Raw genomic sequence first — 16,403 nt, 5'->3', positions numbered from 1 at the left:
CCACAACGGACGGCGAGTCGGACACGACGGCCAGGATGCGCCAAACCGCCAACAAGATCAAATCACTGCAACTCAGGAACCTGCTGAATGGTTACGGCGGCGTGGCGCGGTCTGGGCATAGCCAGTCGGGCAGACGACATGTGCGCATTCTTCATCGCGCCCTGATTATCCAAGGCGCGCTGTGAGCCACGGCGAATTCGGTCTGAGGTAGTCTGCCGCGCCGGAGTGAGGCGGCATCTGTGCAGACCAGCGAGGCCGAAGTCGAATCCTCTCCAATGAGGGACACCAAGGCAGGCTTTCCGGGCAGCAGCCTTGTGGACGTCAAAGCCCTGTGGGAGGGAGGCTAGGATCGCAGGCGTGCCTTCGGCCGTGATAGATGAGTCCGTTTTGCAACCCCTCACAAGGCCGGTCAGGGTGCCGGACATAACGCGCAGGCGGCTGGCCCCGCCGATGCCTCAGGATGGATTGCGGTCGTGGCTGGCGACGGGCGTCATCGTCGCGATCGCGGCTGTCGTCAGGCTGGTCGGGCTCGATCATCCGAAGGGCCAGATTTTCGATGAGGTCTACTATGCGGTCGATGCTCGGAATCTGCTGCGGCACGGCGTCGAGTGGGATGACAAGGTGGACCGGGCCGCGTTCGTGGTGCATCCACCGCTAGGCAAGTGGCTGATCGGTCTTGGCCAGGAGATCCTCGGTTACAACGAGGTGGGTTGGCGGATTTCGGCGGTAATAGCCGGGACTCTCGCTGTTCTTCTCGTCACCCGGCTCGCGCGGCGGTTGTTCCGCTCAACAGTCCTCGGCTGCGCGGCGGGACTGCTGATGGCGTTCGATGGGTTCCAGCTCGTCCTGTCCCGCGCGGCCTTGCTGGACATTTTCCTGCTGCTGTTTGTCCTCGCCGCGTTCACCTGCTTGGTCCTGGATCGCGACCAGCGCCGCCTGCGGTGGCTACGTGCCCTGGAAGGGGGCTTCGATCCTGCGGCGTCGGGGTGGGCTGGCCGACCGTCACTGGGTGTGCCGTGGTGGCGGCTTGCCGCAGGGGCGATGACCGGATGCGCGATGGCGGTCAAGTGGAGTGCGCTCTGGTACATCCTTCTGTTCGTGGCGCTCATCTTTCTGTGGGAAGTGGGAGCACGCAAGAGTGCCGGTCTGGCCCGGCGCTGGCGTGACACGATGCTCCGCGAAACCAGCTGGGTTGCCCTATTCGGATTGGTGATCGTGGCGGTCTATCTGGCGAGCTGGACTGGCTGGTTCGCCACGGATCACGGGTGGGACAGGCACTGGCTCGCCTCCCAGGGGCGGACCGAGCTGCCAGTCTTCGGTGCGCTGACGAATCTGTTGCATTACCACGAGGCGGCGCTGCATTTCCACACCGCTTTGGATAAGGACCACCCCTATCAGTCTTGGCCCTGGCAGTGGTTGTTGTTAGGCCGGCCAGTAGTATTCGCCTACTACAACAGCACTGGGCCCTGCGACGCGCCCACCTGCTCCGTCGAAGTTCTCCTGCTCGGCACTCCACTGCTCTGGTGGTCCTTCATCCCGGCGTTGGGCGCGTTGGCATGGTTCTGCATCGTGCGTCGAGATTGGCGCGCCTCCGCTATCGGGCTGGGTGCCTTGACGGGCTTTGTGCCCTGGTTTGCTTACGCTCTCGACGGCCGCACCATGTTCTACTTCTATGCCGCCCCAGCAGAGCCATTCCTCATCCTCGCGGTCGTTTATGTGCTCGGCGTATTCATCGGGAGCCCGTTCCGTGGGAAGTGCATGGCAAGAGGTTCGGTTCCAATGCCGCCTCTTGCCGGATCTGCGGCGGTCGGGCTCATATTAGCCGCTGGTCACGTATTGTTAGTATCAGCCAACTTCGCCTATTTCTATCCCGTCTATGTGGGCGACCCGATCACGTATGCCGAGTGGCAGGCACGGATGTGGCTCGGTTCGCGCTGGATATGACAAAAAGCCGTTCTCTACTCTACCTGGTCATTCGCAGGCCGCGGCCGAACCGGGCTAACGTCACCGGCAAGACCGGCGGCTGGAAGCAGGCCCGGAACTCCCTCGCCATGTTCTACGGCGAGCGCATCACCGGAAACTGACAAGGCGATCACCGCCTCACACACAAAGATCCGGACAGTCCCGCCCAGTGCTGCAGGTCGTCGGGGTGCGCGTCGGTGGCGGGCTGCGAGATGGTCAGGTACGCGGTTTCGCGGGTGGGTTGTGCCGGTGCGGGTGATGGTGCGGGTTCGCCGAGGATGCCTGGGTGCAGGTGATCTCCGCAGCCCGCCCGGAGCTGATCTTCCCGTTCACCGCTCTGCAGCCGACCCAGTTCCGGCGGCTGGTCCGCTTGGTTGTCGAGCGAGGCGGGGACGCGATCGCTGACGGTTGTCCGGGCCGGCAGTGGGCCCTGAACCTGGCGGACCGGGTGCTGCTGGTGGCCGCGTACTGGCGTACCAACCTGACGATGCGCCAGATCGGCCCGCTGTTCGGCGTCTCGCGCTCCGCCGCCCACCGGGTCATCGACACCCTCGCACCGCTGTTGGCCCTCGCACCTGTGCGCCGGCGGCCGGTCGATCAGATCGCCATCGTCGACGGCACCCTGATACCGACTCGGGACCACCGCCTGGCCGTGCCGAGCAAGAACTACCGCTACTCCACCAACCTGCAGGTCGCCATCGACGCCAGCACCCGCCTGGTCATCGCCCTCGGCGACCCGCAACCCGGCAACCGCAACGACACCATCGTCTACCGCACCTCAGGGATCGACCAGAAGCTGAACGGACGGCCGGTCATGGCCGACGGCGGCTACCGCGGCAACCCCGAAGTGATCATCCCGTACCGCAAGCCCTCCGACGGCACGGAACTACCCGACTGGAGGGCCGACCTGAACAGGCAGCACCGCACCGTGCGTGCCCAGGTCGAACACGCCTTGGCCAGAATGAAGTGCTGGAAAATCCTGCGCGACTACCGCCGCGCCGCCCGCACATTGACCGACACCGCTTCCGGCGTCGCCCACCTCCACAACATCGCCCTCGCCGGCTGACGGCCAGTCCGGCGCCAGGCAACACCTTCACCGAGTTACGAGACGTCCCTTAGGCCTCCCATTTCTGGTTGGCCCCGTCAAGCCTTACCCATAGCTGCACTCGGGTTCCGTCGCGACCGATAGCACCGAGGTCGGCATCTAAGACCTGGCCTGAACGTACGTTCTGAATGACCTTGGTTCCGCCCGTTTCTATCATTCGCCACCACTGGTTAGTGTTGCCGTCCACGCGCTCCCACAAATGCACTACAGAACCGTTATTTCCAATCGTGTTAAGATCGGCGTCCAACAGCTTACCGCTGCGCGCATTAACGATGTAATAGACATCCGATTGTCCTTCGACGGCCTGGAAATACCACCATTGGTTGTCACTGTGCGGCGTGCATCCCCACAGGTGTACAACTCCGCCATTATACCATAATGTATCGACGTCCGCATCCAGGCAGCGTCGCTCAGAATGGCCACTGACAATCAGGTATGGCCCCTCTAGGGGTGTTTGCATTGCAGTCTCGGCCGACTCCGCCGCAGTCGCACCAGATAGAGAGGGCGCCAGCAAAGTGCAAATACCTACAGCTAAAGCAGTCACGAACGCCCGCCTGCTTGACTTCACTCAAATACTCCTTTCAAAGCTTTTGATCAGTCGACAGAGACCGGCCCTAACACCCTGATTCAGATTGAGCACAATGCCGCTCAAAGAAGCCGACTCTCGCAATCTAATACACTCAGGCCTCATGGTCGCTATTAGATCCCGACCGAAGCGAAGCGTAGTCTGGTTCGTTCTTGATATCGACGGCACAATGGGTCTCACCAGTTGCTGGGCTATTACTCTTTGCCCGACTACACCTACGGCAGCCGCCCCATACCGTCATTGGGGCCAACCCGGCGGCTGGCCCCAATGCACGGGTCCACTACGACCGTTCGAAGGTCCGGACAGTGGACCGGAAAGCAACGAACCCATCTGGCTCAGGGTGAATTTCCACAAGAAAATCGGGCAACGCAATCCCTGTCGGGCTGCCATCCGCGCCCACAGATCCGGGTTCGGCTTTCCAGTCGAGGAGATGCACCTTTACCAGGTGCCGCCCGGCGGGGAAGGCAATTTGCTGCGCTCCACCAATGTATGATCCAACATTCTCCAGCCCTCCCAGCATGAGGGTACCGCGCGAAACCAGAAGATATGGATCCGACGACACGAGGGTGTAACGCTTCTCCCTCGCGTTCCGTCCGCCTTCGCGGATGGTCACCCGGAAGCATCCATCACCTCCCACATTGAGTGGAACAAAGGCACCTTTGCGGACGTGAGATGCGAGCGCCTCGTCTTCCGATACCTCATCCTCCCATGCGTTCAAGCTGGTCACGTGCTCGAAGTGCTCCGCTTGCCACAGCCCACACATACCCGCACCGGTGACCGCGACGTAGCTGCCCTCGAAGGCTGGATCACTCATACTCAGTCCTAACAACGCGCCCGAATGGTGACCCTACAGACTAGCGCACCCGGCTGCAAACCTTGACTTCTGATCTGGGCGCTGATCTGGGCCCCCAGGCTTCTATTCACCGATGAATCAAGCGTCCACATATTCGTAATATCGTCTGCCCCGCCTAGCTGCAGATCGACTTTGTGATCAATGTCAGCACCCTTGCGAGCTGGGTTACCCGCGCGCCGCCAAACGTCTGCAGCGGAGGTGCCACCGCGTTTAGCGGGGGTGACAACTAGGGGATGTGCACTATTTAGCGCAGCGACCTTGGCGTCCGCTTCGGCAATTTGCGCGGCTGTCCACCCGGGTTTGTAAGTAAGATCGATCGTCGCGCCATTGCAATTGTGCACTAGGACCGGCGTCTCACCGGCGTCCACGTAGTAGGTGTGGATGTCGTCGACGGTGAGGTTGTGGACTGTGGCTGGTGCGTTGTAGGCGACGATTGCGATGACGGTGTGGCGGGTGCCGTCGGGGGTGAGGAGCTGATCGCCGGGATTTAGGTTGGCGGCGGTAGTCCAGTTGTTGGTGTTGGCTACCCAAAAGGGGTGGCCGTCGGTGGCGGTGATAGTGGCCGGCTTGTTGCGATTGGCGCCGTCGCTGTCGACGGTCACCTTGATGAGTGATTTGTTGCCGGCGCCGGTGATGGTTCGGGTGACGCGCTTCTTTTCGGTGCGGCCGGTTTCGGGGTCGGTGGCGATGACGTGGTCGCCGACTTTGACGTCCTTGATGGGTTTGCGGGTGCCGTCGGCCATGAGGACGGGTGTGTCGGGGGTGAAGCTGTTACTGATGCAGTTGTCGGCTTGGCGGATGATGTCGTCGGCCCACTTGCTCTGTTTTGCGAAGTCGATGACGGCGTCGACGGCGCGGGCGATGCCAGCGATGAGTTTGACGCCTTTTGCGATCTTGTACCAGGGGATGGCGTTGAGGATGAGTGAGCCGCAGGACCAGAGGTCGGCTTGAAGGCAATTTTCTAGGTCGTTGAGGCCAACGAACTCACGGATTTCCTCGCCGATGATCTTGAGGAAGACGTCGATCTTGCGGGTTTTCTTAATTTCCTGGGCTTTTTTGTAGTCGGCGTCGGCGACCCGCTTGTTGGAAGTGCTGCTGCAGCCGCAGTATTTGCCGTTGCCGTTGCCGTTGCCGTTGTTGTTGGAGGGTTTGAGGCTGGTGGGGCCGCCGGCGCAGTGTGAGCCGGGGTTGGGGCCCCAGCAGGAGTCGGGGTTGTCGGGGGTGGTGCAGCCGTCGCAGAACAGGCCGGTGGGGTCGCTGTGGGTGATGGGGCTGTTGTTGGCGTAGGAGTAGGCGTTGAGTAGTTGTGGGGTGGTGGGGTCTATGACGGGGTCGACGGAGAGGAACCGGCCGCTGGTGGGGTCGTATTCGCGGGCGCCGAGGTGGATGGTGCCGGTGGGGTCGATGGTGCCGCCGACGAATCCGCGTGGGTTGACCCAGGTGCTGGTGGTGCCGCGGGGTTCCCCGAAGGGGGTTTGCCGGCGGGCGGTGACGGCTTGGGTGGTGGGGTTGACGGCGTAGAGGGTGGTGCCGTGGTGGTCGGAGACGAGCCAGGTCAGGCCGTTGGCTGCGCGTTGCGCGATGGTTTTCCCGCCGTGGGTGAGGTAGCGGACGGCGGTTTTCGTGGCCGTGCTGGTGGTGTAGCGCACGTCCATGCCGGGTAGGTGCAGGGTGGCGCCGGTGGTGTCGCGGCTGGTGAGCCGGTTGCCGTTGGCGTCGTATCGGTAGGTGGTGGTTTTCCCGTCGCCGGTGGTGACGGACGCGACGCGTCCTTCGGGGTCCCAGGTGAGTTTGTCGGTGCCGTTCGTGCCGGGTCGTTCTTGAGTGTTGCCGGTGGCGTCGTAGCGGTAGCCGGCGGTTTGGGTTTGTCCGTTGCGGATGACCTGCTGGGTGTCGACGGCGTGGGGTTTGGTGGCGTCGTGGGTGTAGGTGGTGGTGACGTCACCGGCGGCGTTGTGTTCGATTTTGGTGGTGCGGTTACCGGCCTTGTCGTATTGGTAGGAGTGCCAGTAGGGGGCGGGACCGGCCAGGGGGGCCGTGGTCGGGGTCGGGCATTCAATCGCGTCGGAGGTGAATGCTGCGGTCAGCCGGCGCAGGTGGTCGTAGCGGAAGCACTGCCGGTCGACCGTTTTGCCGTCAGCGGTTTTGTCGGCGATCTTGGTGATGTTGCCGGCGTTGTCGTAGGTGTAGTCCATCACCGACCGGTTGGTGCCGTCGGCGATGGCCTTGCGCCAGGCGGAGGTGAGCCGTCGAGTCGACCCGTCGTAGTCGTAGCCGACGTTGTACTGCGGTCCGAAGGAATTGTTACCGGAGTAGGTGAGGACGCTGACGTCGCCCAGGTTGTTGTACTGGGTGTTGGTGATGAGGTCCTTGGTCTCGCCCGCGCCGTACTTGGTGGACATGTACTGCAGCCGGCCGAGGGCGTCATACCGGTAGCCGATGGTTTCGGAGTTCAGGTCACCGACTGCGGGGAACTGTTGGGCCAGCAGGCTGCCGTCGTGGGCTTGGGTGCTCTGGAAGTGGTAGGTGCCGGCCAGGCCGGTCTCGCTGGCCGGGATGGTGATCATCGTTTGGGCCGGCTGGTCGTTCAGGTCGTAGCTGACAACCTGGCTGGTGTAGGCGTTGTCGTCGTCGTCGTAGCGGGTGGCCGAGGTGAGCTGCCCCTTGGACACCGTGTCGTAGGTCCACTTCGCCCGCAGGTCACCGGTGGCGTTGTCCTTGCGCAGCGCGGTCTTGCGGCCTCCATCGTCGTAGCTGTGGTGCAGGGTGACACCACGAGCATCGGTGGTGGTTATCAGCTGGTTCGCGTTGTCGTAGGTGGAGGTCGTCACGCCCTTGTCCGGGTCGTCGGACTTAGTCTGGCGGCCGCGCAGGTCGTATTCGTAGGTCCACGTCGCCCCGGACGGTCCGGTGACCGACGCGAGTTTGTCGTGACGCTGGTAGGTGTAGGTGGTGGCGTCGTAGCTGGCCGGGTTCGTCGGCGTGGGCTGCGGACCGTGATACTGCCGCAGCTGTACCATCCGACCGCGGGCGTCGGTGACCGTGCTGGTGGCGGTGCCTCCCTGGGGTGGGGTGACATCGACCCGGTCACCGCCGTAAGCGGTGGTGGTGCGCCATTTCTCGACGTTGTCCCCGGTCAGGAAGATCGACGCGATTTCCCGGCCGGCGCCGTCATACAGAATGCGGGTCTTGCCCGGCACTTCTTGCGGGTTGGTGACCAGGTACAACACGTCACTGGACGCGTACTTGTTGTAGTACGCGTGGTAAGTCTTCGACGCCCGGCCGGCGGTGTCGTAGAAGGTGTCGGTGATGATCCGCCCGCCGTCAGCGCCCGGTGACGGGGCCTGTGTCTGGCGGGGACGTAGGAACCCGTCGTAGAGCACCCCGGACACGATCCGGTTCTCACCGGTGGGCGCGAGGGTGGAACTGGCCACCACCACCGGAGCGTCCGACACCACCTTGTACCCGAACTGGAAATGCGGCGAAGCGCTGCCCTTACTACGTCCGGGCTTCCACACGTCCGTCAACCGGCCCAGCGCGTCGTAGTTCAAATCGGCACGACGGCCGTTAGCGTCGATGGTCGCGGTGGTCAATGCCCACGCCGGATCGAGCACCTCCACCGTCTCGTGCCCTAGGGCGTTGGTGGTCTTCTTCTGCGTGACCGGGCCCTGCGCCGCCGTGTAGGCGGTCGTTGTCGTTTTACCGTTCGCGTCGGTGACCTTCGTGATGCGACCGTGCTGGTCGTGCTCGCTGCTCGCGACGGTTACGTAATCCGTTTCCGCGGTGGGCCACTTGTTGGCTTTCTGGGTGCCGGTCACCAGGCCCTTCGTCGGCGCGGCCCCGTACTCCTGCCCGTCATAGAGGGTCCGCTGGTCCTCAACGACCTGGGCGGCGTTCGTCGGGTCCGTGCCACAGGGCAGGGCGTAGGTGTAGGTGCGCTTCACATAGGCGATCAGGTGGGCGCCCGTGTTCGACGCGTACTCGGTGTGCGTGCACCGGTCGTCCGCGGTCGTGCCCGCCTCACCCCGGTCATGCACCCGCGTCGGCAAACCCGTCACTTCATCGAAGGTGTTCACCGTGCTGGTCACCCGAGGATTCCGGCCGCCATCGAGGGTGGTGCGGGTGTGCACTGCGCTGATCTTCGCGAAGCGGGCCTGCGCGGTGCGGCCGTCCACCGTCCGGGTCGCCGTCGCGACCCTCGACTGCCACACGTCATTGAGCGTGCCGCTCAACTCCCGCAGCTTCGTGGGATCGGCCTCCGGTTTGGCGTAGCGGATCTCCTCCCGCAGCATCCCCGCGTACGCCGGATCGTCGTTGACCGTCCCGCTCTGCGAATCCGTCACCTGCGCCGACCGGGTCCCAACCGGCATCTTGTCGCCGTTCATCCCCCGGAAGTAGCGGTACTCCACCAGGGACTGCTCCCCCACCGCCGGGTCACCGCGCAACACCTGAACCCGTTGGTAGCCGCGCCACTGCGACCACGTCTGATACTTCGCCGGGATGGTGCCGTCACTGTCCGACCAGTGCCACGCCCCCCCGTCACCCTCGCCATCTGCGTCGAGGTACTTGTACTCGGTAACCGCCCGCGGTGCCCCACCGGTGTGGTCAATCTCGAACACCTTCTCGACCACGTACTTGTGGAAATAGTCATCCGCCGGCACCGTTGCGCCGTCCGGCGTCCACTTCACCGGATAACAGCGAAGCATATTGTCCTGCAGCTGATCCTTGTTCGGCATCCGCACGTCGCGCACACAATCCGGCTGGGAGTACTGCACGCTGATCTCACCGCCGGTGCCATTACGGATCGAATTGATCCGGAACCAATTCATCGGCGGGGCGCCATCCGGAGCAAACGCGTGATCAACCCGGTTCGGTCGCTGCTCACCCGAGAACGTCACTTCCGGCACCGACACCGGCCCGTCGGCGCCGGCCTGCGTCACATGCCCGGTGTGCTGCACACCCTCCAGCCACAAACCCGGCCGGGTCGTGTCCTGCGGGTCCGGATACCCGTGCCGCAGCGTCCACGAGTCCACATCCTTGTGCTCCCACACCCCAACCCGCGTCTCGCGCAGCACCTGGGTGCGCACCTTCGCCAGCCGCTTCTGCGTCCAGAACGACGGCGATGCCGTGTTACACGGGCTACTCGTGCACCGCAAATCCCACGGCGTGTCCGGCCAATTCCGCCAGTTATCCTTGTTCGAGATGTCGCAGTTCGTGTTCGGGACACACCGGTCAGCGGTGTCGAACAGCACCCGAGCCGGCGCCGACCCCGTCACACCGTCCCGCGTGCCGTAGTCGATACGCTCCAGCCAACCACCACGGACATACTCCGTCAGCTTCGTCGGGTCGCCTTCCCGCGCGTACTGGTTCGTCTCCCGCTGATACCAGTACGACATCGTGTTCCCCCGCGGGTCCACGACATAATCCAGATTCCACCGCCACGCCCGCTCACACCCCGAACTCGCGAACGCCGCGTTGTAACACGGCTCCCCACTGTGGTTACCGTAAACCGGAACCGTCCACGTCGACTTCGCCCCATCAGCCCGGTTCCGGCCAAAGAAATACTGCGTACCATCAGCCGTGGTGACCTTCCAGTACTGCCCATCACGGTCAGTGTTACCAAGCGACGTGTCCGACAGCAGCTCGATACGCGCGCCGTCCTCGTTCTTCGGACGGTACACCTGCTTCTGCGTATCGTAGATCAACTCAACGGTGCGACCGTTCAACGTCAACGACGCGTTATGACCCGCCCAACACAAGTCACCGGTCTTCGTCGTGTTGTTCGCACCATTACCCATGTCCTCAGCGCAGGACTTGTACCGGCGTTCAATCGCCCCACCCGGGGTAAACTCCCAGCCCTCACCAATCCAACTCGGCTGGTTGTTCACCGCCGCCGTGCGCCCATCCACGCTCTGCGCTGAATACGCCAACGCCATATCCGGGCTCGGACCACCAGACGACGGCGGCACCCGCAACGGATGCGACCAGTTGAAATCCCCCGACGATCCCCCCGCCTGCCAGCTGCCCGCAGGCGACACCGTCGTCGCCTCGAAACTGCCCGTCGGACCCGACGGGCCAGCCTCCACCGCAAACAACGAACCAGCCGCAGAGCCCGTCCCCCGCCGCGCGGCCGACTCATCCCAACCCGCCACACTCACCCGGGCCGACACCACACCACCACCGACGGTGGAGGCAACCGGACGACCACGGCACTCCCGCCGATCCGGTGTGGACAACACACACGACGGATACGCCACAAACCGCAACCGGTTCACCCAGTCACCACCCGCCGCGTGCCGGAACGCGCCGGTCTTCACCGACAGGCGCACCGACCCGGCCCCCGCGCCGCCGTCCGCCCGAGCCAGCCGCAACCACACTTTCGGCCGCCCGCCACCCGGCGACTTCGCCTGATCCAGAACCTCCACCCGCACCCGCCGCGGCCCCGACACCTTCTCACCGGCCGCCGTCACCGTCACCGGCAACGAACCCACCCGCACCGCCGCAGAAGAACCCGAAGCAGCCCCACTCTCAGCCGCCACATCCACCACCGCGGCGGCCGCCGCCGGCCACACCGCAGCCGCCGGAGATGACCGAATCATCCGCTTCGCCAACGGATCCGGCGCATACCGCACCGGCTTCGCATCCCGCCCCGACACCGACGCGAACCGCTGCCCCTCGGCCCCCACCGGACGCGGCTTCGCCGCCGCCGGCGACCCGGCGAACTGCGCCACCGAGGCCGCCAACACCACAGCCAACCCCGCCGAGACCACACGCCTCCGCCGCCGCGTCGATTCCACCGCCGCAACAACCCTCATCACAAGCCTCCCCAGGCCACACAAACAGACGTCAACGACGGTCAACTACGGCTGGTGGTAATAGAAAAGAGCGTCATCCGCATACGCCACACCCTGAAACACCCGCACATCATCAATCTCGCCAGGCCAATACCCAGCCGGAACACCCCGCGACAAGGTTCGCCCCAACGTCAACGCGCCGGTCGCGTTCCACACCCCGGACCCGCGAGCCGCCGTTTCCTGAGGAACACCGTTCACATACAGAGTCACCGTCTGGTCACCCGCGTTGTACACACCAACAACATGCGTCCACACCCCGACGGTCGGCCGGATCACATCGCCGGGAGCAGTGCTCCCCTTAGACCGCGCGGTGAACCACACAGGACTCGACGAATCTGACCCGCTCACCGCGAACGCCCACTGATCCGCGACACGGTCGTACCGCAACTCAAAAGCAGCCGCCTGCCCGCCAGCCGTCGCAGCCTGACTAACCGCCGTCACACTCGCTGACTTGCTGTTAAGCCGCACCCACGCCGCCACCGAGAAGCTTTGATCAGTCCGAACCGCGCCGCCGGCCAACGAACCCGCGAAGTCATCAACCCCGTCCAAACGCAGGCTGCCATCATCCATGGGATTTTCCGGACGCTCCGGCCGGCCACTGCCCCAACCAGCACCCTGATACAGCCGAATATCGTTGCCGCGGCCGGTCAAGTCCCGGGTAACCGCATCGGTCCTTTCGGCGAAATCCCACTGAGAACGCAGCGCGAGCCCGTTGACCATCCTGTCAATTTCGTTCTGGTTGTTGGGGCTAATGACCCGCTGCCACACCCGCACATCGTCAATGTCACCTGGCCAGAAGTCCACGTCCCCACCACGGAACTTCGCCTTACCGATGGTCAAGGGGCCGGGCGAATAGCGTGCGATCGGACTGCGCGCCGTACCCTCCAAATTCCCGTTGACATACAGCTTCAGCTCCTGCGTAGCCGTGTCATAAGTGCCCACGAGATGAGTCCAGACATCGCCGACCTGCGGAGCCGCCCCGGACAGAACGCTCGCCTCCACCGGATTGTCACTGTCCGACCCAAACACCCGAAACGCCCACCGGTCCTTGTCCTTGCGATACTGCAGCAAAAACAGGCTGGCCCGCTCTCCGCTCTGCGCTATGGCAGTCACATTTTGAGACGGCCTGGCAGGTAGGCGCACCCAGGCGGAGACACTGAAACTGCGCCGGGTGTCCACCACCGGTCCGGCCGTAGCGGCACTCTGCCCCACGCCGTCAAACCGCACGGCAGTGTCATCCTCGAGCAACGTCCTGCCCGGGATCCCCAACGTCGGCGCGCCGCTCAACGTTGCCGAGTGCCCGCCCGAGGTATCGACCAGCTCGTTGCCGGACTTGTCATCCATCGACCACCGGGCAACCGTGCCGCCCGCCGGCTGCTGCGACGCCACCGTGAACCGGTACTGAGCAGACACCGTGGAAGGGTTGTTCGCCCGATCGATCGACCTCACCGTCAACGTGTAGGCACCCACCGCGGGTGGGGTGACGCGCACCGAGGCGCTGCGTCCCAGACCCGTCGCATACACCGTCTTCCCGGCGCCGGACAAGCCGAACTGATAGCCCACCACATCGTTCACACCGTTGTCGGACACACCATTCGAACCGAATGTGAACCAGCCGCTCACCCCTGGGCCGCCACCAATACCACCCTCGGGATAGACGCCATCCGCCGACGCCACCGTCGGCGCCTTATCAGGCGGCACCACGTCCAACGAAAATTCACAAATCGGCGAGGCCGAAGACCACGCGCCGTGCTCATCAATAGTGCTGCCGTACCACTGATACGACCTGCCATGTGACAGATGCGGCGAGACAGCCCGCCACTGCGCGACACTCCCAGACGCCAAACCGTCCTGCCGATACGTGACCTCACCACCCAGACCGCCACCCGGGAACATCTCCTGAAACCCGAAGAAGCCACTGAGCACATCACCGTCCTGGTCGGCGACACGCGCCCGCAGCGTCGGCGTCACAGTGCCCAACCACGGCCGCCGAGGCCCCCTCAAACACGGCTTATGCTCCACCGTCATAGCCGTCAACGCATCCGGATACGTGTTGTACTCAACACTCAACGCGAACGACTCAGGAACAAACTTCTTCCACTGATCATTAATCACGCCCTCATTCGGCGCCCGCAACCCCAACGTAATATCCGGCCAACCAGCAGCCGCCTGCCGCACCCGATCCGTCAGAGCCGCACTCACCCACTCCACATACTTAGGTCCCGAGAAACCGCACGCGTTACTCGACGAGCTGCCCAGATAGTCCGTCCACAGATGTGCGTGATTACTCCAGGTCGTCTCGGGACGAAACGGCGGCACCAGATGCAGGTCCGTCGGAGTGTCCGTACACTGATACGAATGCTTCAGATCACCCTTAAAAAAGGCGTTCAGGATATGCTTTCCACGAAAGGCCGAAGTCCCAAACACCCACATCGACCGATACGTATGGATGCCGTTCTCACTGACGTATCCTACCTTGGCATAGTCATTTCGATCATACGCCCAGTACGACTGATCCGGGTGCGTCTTATTAATCATCGACCAGTTCGACTGCCAGACCGTGACACTGGTCCCCACAGCCAACGGAAACACAGTGCTCGTACCTGTCAAGACTGCAGCCTCCGGCATCAAGATCACTGCGTCCTGGTTCACGTCGAGACTCACCGGACGCAAAGTTCCGTCGGCGCTCTGTGTCTGCGCAGCCGTGACAGCAACGACCGGCACCCCACCCTCATCGAGCGCCGTAACACCGCCGCCCGCGGCCCGGAAACTCAATCCACGAGCCTGCATCGGAAGCTGGATCCGTCGCAACACCGGATTCTCGGCCGCGGCCCGCGAACGCACCACCAGCTTGGGGACGAAGCCATCGGCAGTCGCCTTCACCGTCAAATCCACCCCAGCGAGCACATCGCGATATGTGGCCGTGTCACCCTTCAGCACCGGTTTCGGCAACGATCGCGGCCAGGACCAGGCGAACGCCTTGCCATCACGCTCCGCCGTCACCAACGGACCAGCGCCACCACCAGAAAAGCGAAGCCTCATAGGAACGTTGGTCGGGGCTACGCCACCGTCGGAACCGCGACGAAGCCTGGTATCGATTTCACCCCAACTTCCGTCGGCCCGCTTAGCGCGGACAGGTTTGCTCCGCACCGTCGCCACAAACGAACCAGACGGCTTCGCGTGCACCTCCTGCGTCTCCGTCCGCAGCCTCGAAACCTCAACCAGACGGCCAGAACGGCGCGCCTCACGGGCAGCCGCAGCCAACCACGGCTCGTCCAGAGTGCCTACATCAGGCTTGTAATGCGTCAGATTATGCCCCGCCACCCCCGCAACCGACGGCCCCACACCACCAGCCCCGACCAGCACGCCCACCACAACCAAACACAACACCCGCGACCACATGAACCGAGGGCCCATACCGCCAACCATCCCCACTTCCCCCCGATCGACGACTACGCAAGTGTCATCGTTCTATGCGGCGCTGTCACCAGGACGTCGATGCGATGTCAGGGCAATAGCAACGCCCTACGGGTATCGGTGAGCTGCAACTTCTGCCTAAAGCCCACGATGAATGAATGACCTGTATGCCGGGGAAGCGTGTCGACCTCGGCACCGCGCCCTCAATCTGGTACGACGAGGTCGCACCACCCCACCGCAAGTGTTCATTCAGCAAGGGCATGAGACAGCGGGGCCAGCCCACACTTCGCCAGGGCCGGCCCACCGCAGATCAGTGCCGTCGACTCACGGCGCAATTCGGCTGCACGATGACGAGACGCGACGGAGAGGGTGCTTGTAGGAGAACATCCCGGCGGGACACCCGCGGGGTTTGTAAACTCGGTGCGTCGCCGGCCGGCGTCGACAGACGTTTGCCACCCCTGCAGGTCCGTTCGTAAGAGTGACGCTGGAACGCGCCCCGGTAGGTACCCGGGTTGCGGCTGCGAGCGCGGGTCCAAATTTTCTGATCGTCCGCGGCTTCCGCAGACAACGCCTAATCGGCTCGGCTCCGGCAGCGAGGTCACCGCCGACTGGTCTACTGGCAACATGGCGATGACCGGCAAGTCCCACGAAGGCAGCCTGCCGCTCATGGCCGCGTCGACCGGTGCGCCGGGGCTGCGGACGATCGTGTCCATTCAGGGTGTGGCGAACTGCGCGCGGTTGACCAGTGTGGGCTTCACCGGATCATCACCTTTCAAAGTCGGGTCGCCCGCGCCAGGCACTTCGCCGCGACTGTCTGCACGCCGCCCGCGCGTCGGCCGCGACACGCAGGCCCTGTGGGCGACGCACCTGTTCGCCGCCACCCACCGGCCCGGTGCCGGGAAGTCCTACAGCGGATGCGCAGCGACCACGACCAAGTCACCGTCCTGGTCAACGCTCGTCTACTCAGCGAGGGCATCGACATGCCCGCCGTCGACGCGGTCGTCTTCGTCGGTCCCCGTGGCTCGGCCATCGACGCCATTCAGGCCGTCGGACGGGCCTTGCGCAGGGCCGACCAGCCGGACAAGACCGCCACGATCATCCTGCCGGTGTTCGCCAACCCAGCCCAAGAAACAGACCTGATGAACCCCGAACGCCGTACGCCGGCGTCTGGGAGGTCTTGCGGGCCCTACGAGCGCACGATACCCGCGCCGCTACGGCTCTCGACGATCTGCGGCTGCGGCACCACTACCGACGAGAGCAACGGGCACCTGCTAGTGCCGCAGCGGTGGGTCACCCGCAAGGCCTGCCCTTGAGAGCGTGGATCAACACGCAGCGGGTCACCTGCGCCAAGGACCGGCTCTCGCGGCATCGAGTTGCGGCTCTCGACGAGCTGGGCATGGTGTGGGACGTCCGCGAGGGGCTGTGGGCGGCGGGGTACGTGGCCGCCGCCCAGCACACGTCGGAGCACGGTCACCTGCATCCGAAGGACGACTACGTTGCGCCCGGCGGCTTCCGGCTGGGCAGCTGGCTAGTACTGCAACGGCAGTTGTGGATGCCGTGTAGTGCATGATGTCTGCCGTGGCGGTGGCGGAGGTCGATGCGTGGGCGGCGGAGTTGGATCGGTTG

The 16,403-nt window shown here is 64.0% G+C and carries 9 protein-coding genes and 1 pseudogene; 6 read left to right on the top strand and 4 right to left on the bottom strand.

Going from position 1 to position 16,403, the window contains the following annotated elements:
- The 3 genes from AB0873_RS29935 to AB0873_RS29925 all read left to right on the top strand — a co-directional run.
- Nucleotides 1–185, top strand: a 185-nt coding sequence (locus AB0873_RS29935) for a hypothetical protein (RefSeq protein WP_366603936.1), incomplete at its 5' end; no start/stop codon positions are given.
- Between the two features lie 265 nt (nucleotides 186–450).
- Nucleotides 451–1,944, top strand: coding sequence for a phospholipid carrier-dependent glycosyltransferase (locus tag AB0873_RS29930; protein ID WP_366603938.1), 1,494 nt, complete (start codon nucleotides 451–453; stop codon nucleotides 1,942–1,944).
- A gap of 304 nt (nucleotides 1,945–2,248) precedes the next feature.
- The gene (locus tag AB0873_RS29925) at nucleotides 2,249–3,028 is read left to right on the top strand and encodes a transposase family protein (protein WP_366603934.1); all 780 of its coding nucleotides are present in this window, start codon (nucleotides 2,249–2,251) and stop codon (nucleotides 3,026–3,028) included.
- Between the two features lie 49 nt (nucleotides 3,029–3,077).
- On the opposite strand, the gene AB0873_RS29920 is transcribed toward AB0873_RS29925, so the two are convergent.
- The 4 genes from AB0873_RS29920 to AB0873_RS29905 form a co-directional block, all read right to left on the bottom strand.
- Entirely contained in the window at nucleotides 3,078–3,635 is a 558-nt protein-coding gene (locus tag AB0873_RS29920; RefSeq protein ID WP_366603932.1) for an RICIN domain-containing protein, read from the bottom strand.
- A gap of 298 nt (nucleotides 3,636–3,933) precedes the next feature.
- Nucleotides 3,934–4,467: a hypothetical protein gene (locus tag AB0873_RS29915; protein WP_366603930.1), complete on the bottom strand. Its 534-nt coding sequence runs from the start codon at nucleotides 4,465–4,467 to the stop codon at nucleotides 3,934–3,936.
- Between the two features lie 8 nt (nucleotides 4,468–4,475).
- Nucleotides 4,476–11,321 (bottom strand): polymorphic toxin-type HINT domain-containing protein, encoded by a 6,846-nt coding sequence (locus AB0873_RS29910; RefSeq protein ID WP_366603928.1) that lies wholly within the window; start codon nucleotides 11,319–11,321, stop codon nucleotides 4,476–4,478.
- Between the two features lie 45 nt (nucleotides 11,322–11,366).
- The gene (locus AB0873_RS29905; protein ID WP_366603927.1) at nucleotides 11,367–14,762 is read right to left on the bottom strand and encodes a LamG domain-containing protein; all 3,396 of its coding nucleotides are present in this window, start codon (nucleotides 14,760–14,762) and stop codon (nucleotides 11,367–11,369) included.
- 639 nt (nucleotides 14,763–15,401) lie between these two features.
- Here AB0873_RS29905 and AB0873_RS29900 point away from each other — a divergent pair.
- The 3 genes and pseudogenes from AB0873_RS29900 to AB0873_RS29890 form a co-directional block, all read left to right on the top strand.
- A pseudogene (locus AB0873_RS29900) lies at nucleotides 15,402–15,686 on the top strand (CocE/NonD family hydrolase); the annotation flags it as partial.
- Entirely contained in the window at nucleotides 15,632–16,090 is a 459-nt protein-coding gene (locus tag AB0873_RS29895; RefSeq protein WP_366603925.1) for a helicase-related protein, read from the top strand. The pseudogene AB0873_RS29900 and the gene AB0873_RS29895, both read left to right, overlap by 55 nt.
- Nucleotides 16,087–16,347: a helicase associated domain-containing protein gene (locus tag AB0873_RS29890; RefSeq protein WP_366603923.1), complete on the top strand. Its 261-nt coding sequence runs from the start codon at nucleotides 16,087–16,089 to the stop codon at nucleotides 16,345–16,347. Before AB0873_RS29895 ends, AB0873_RS29890 begins: the two co-directional genes overlap by 4 nt.
- Nucleotides 16,348–16,403: the final 56 nt, after the last annotated feature.

This window comes from Micromonospora sp. NPDC047707, assembly GCF_040704235.1.
GTDB lineage: Bacteria > Actinomycetota > Actinomycetes > Mycobacteriales > Micromonosporaceae > Micromonospora.
The sequence above is the reverse complement of the archived record's forward strand: the minus strand, read 5'-3'. Positions and strand labels throughout refer to the sequence as shown.

Bases quoted from the DNA above. Each gene is read 5' to 3' on its own strand.
- AB0873_RS29930 (WP_366603938.1), top strand. From the start codon at position 451: ATGCCTCAGGATGGATTGCGGTCGTGGCTGGCGACGGGCGTCATCGTC.
- AB0873_RS29905 (WP_366603927.1), bottom strand. From the start codon at position 14,762: ATGTGGTCGCGGGTGTTGTGTTTGGTTGTGGTGGGCGTGCTGGTCGGG.
- AB0873_RS29915 (WP_366603930.1), bottom strand. From the start codon at position 4,467: ATGAGTGATCCAGCCTTCGAGGGCAGCTACGTCGCGGTCACCGGTGCG.
- AB0873_RS29910 (WP_366603928.1), bottom strand. From the start codon at position 11,321: ATGAGGGTTGTTGCGGCGGTGGAATCGACGCGGCGGCGGAGGCGTGTG.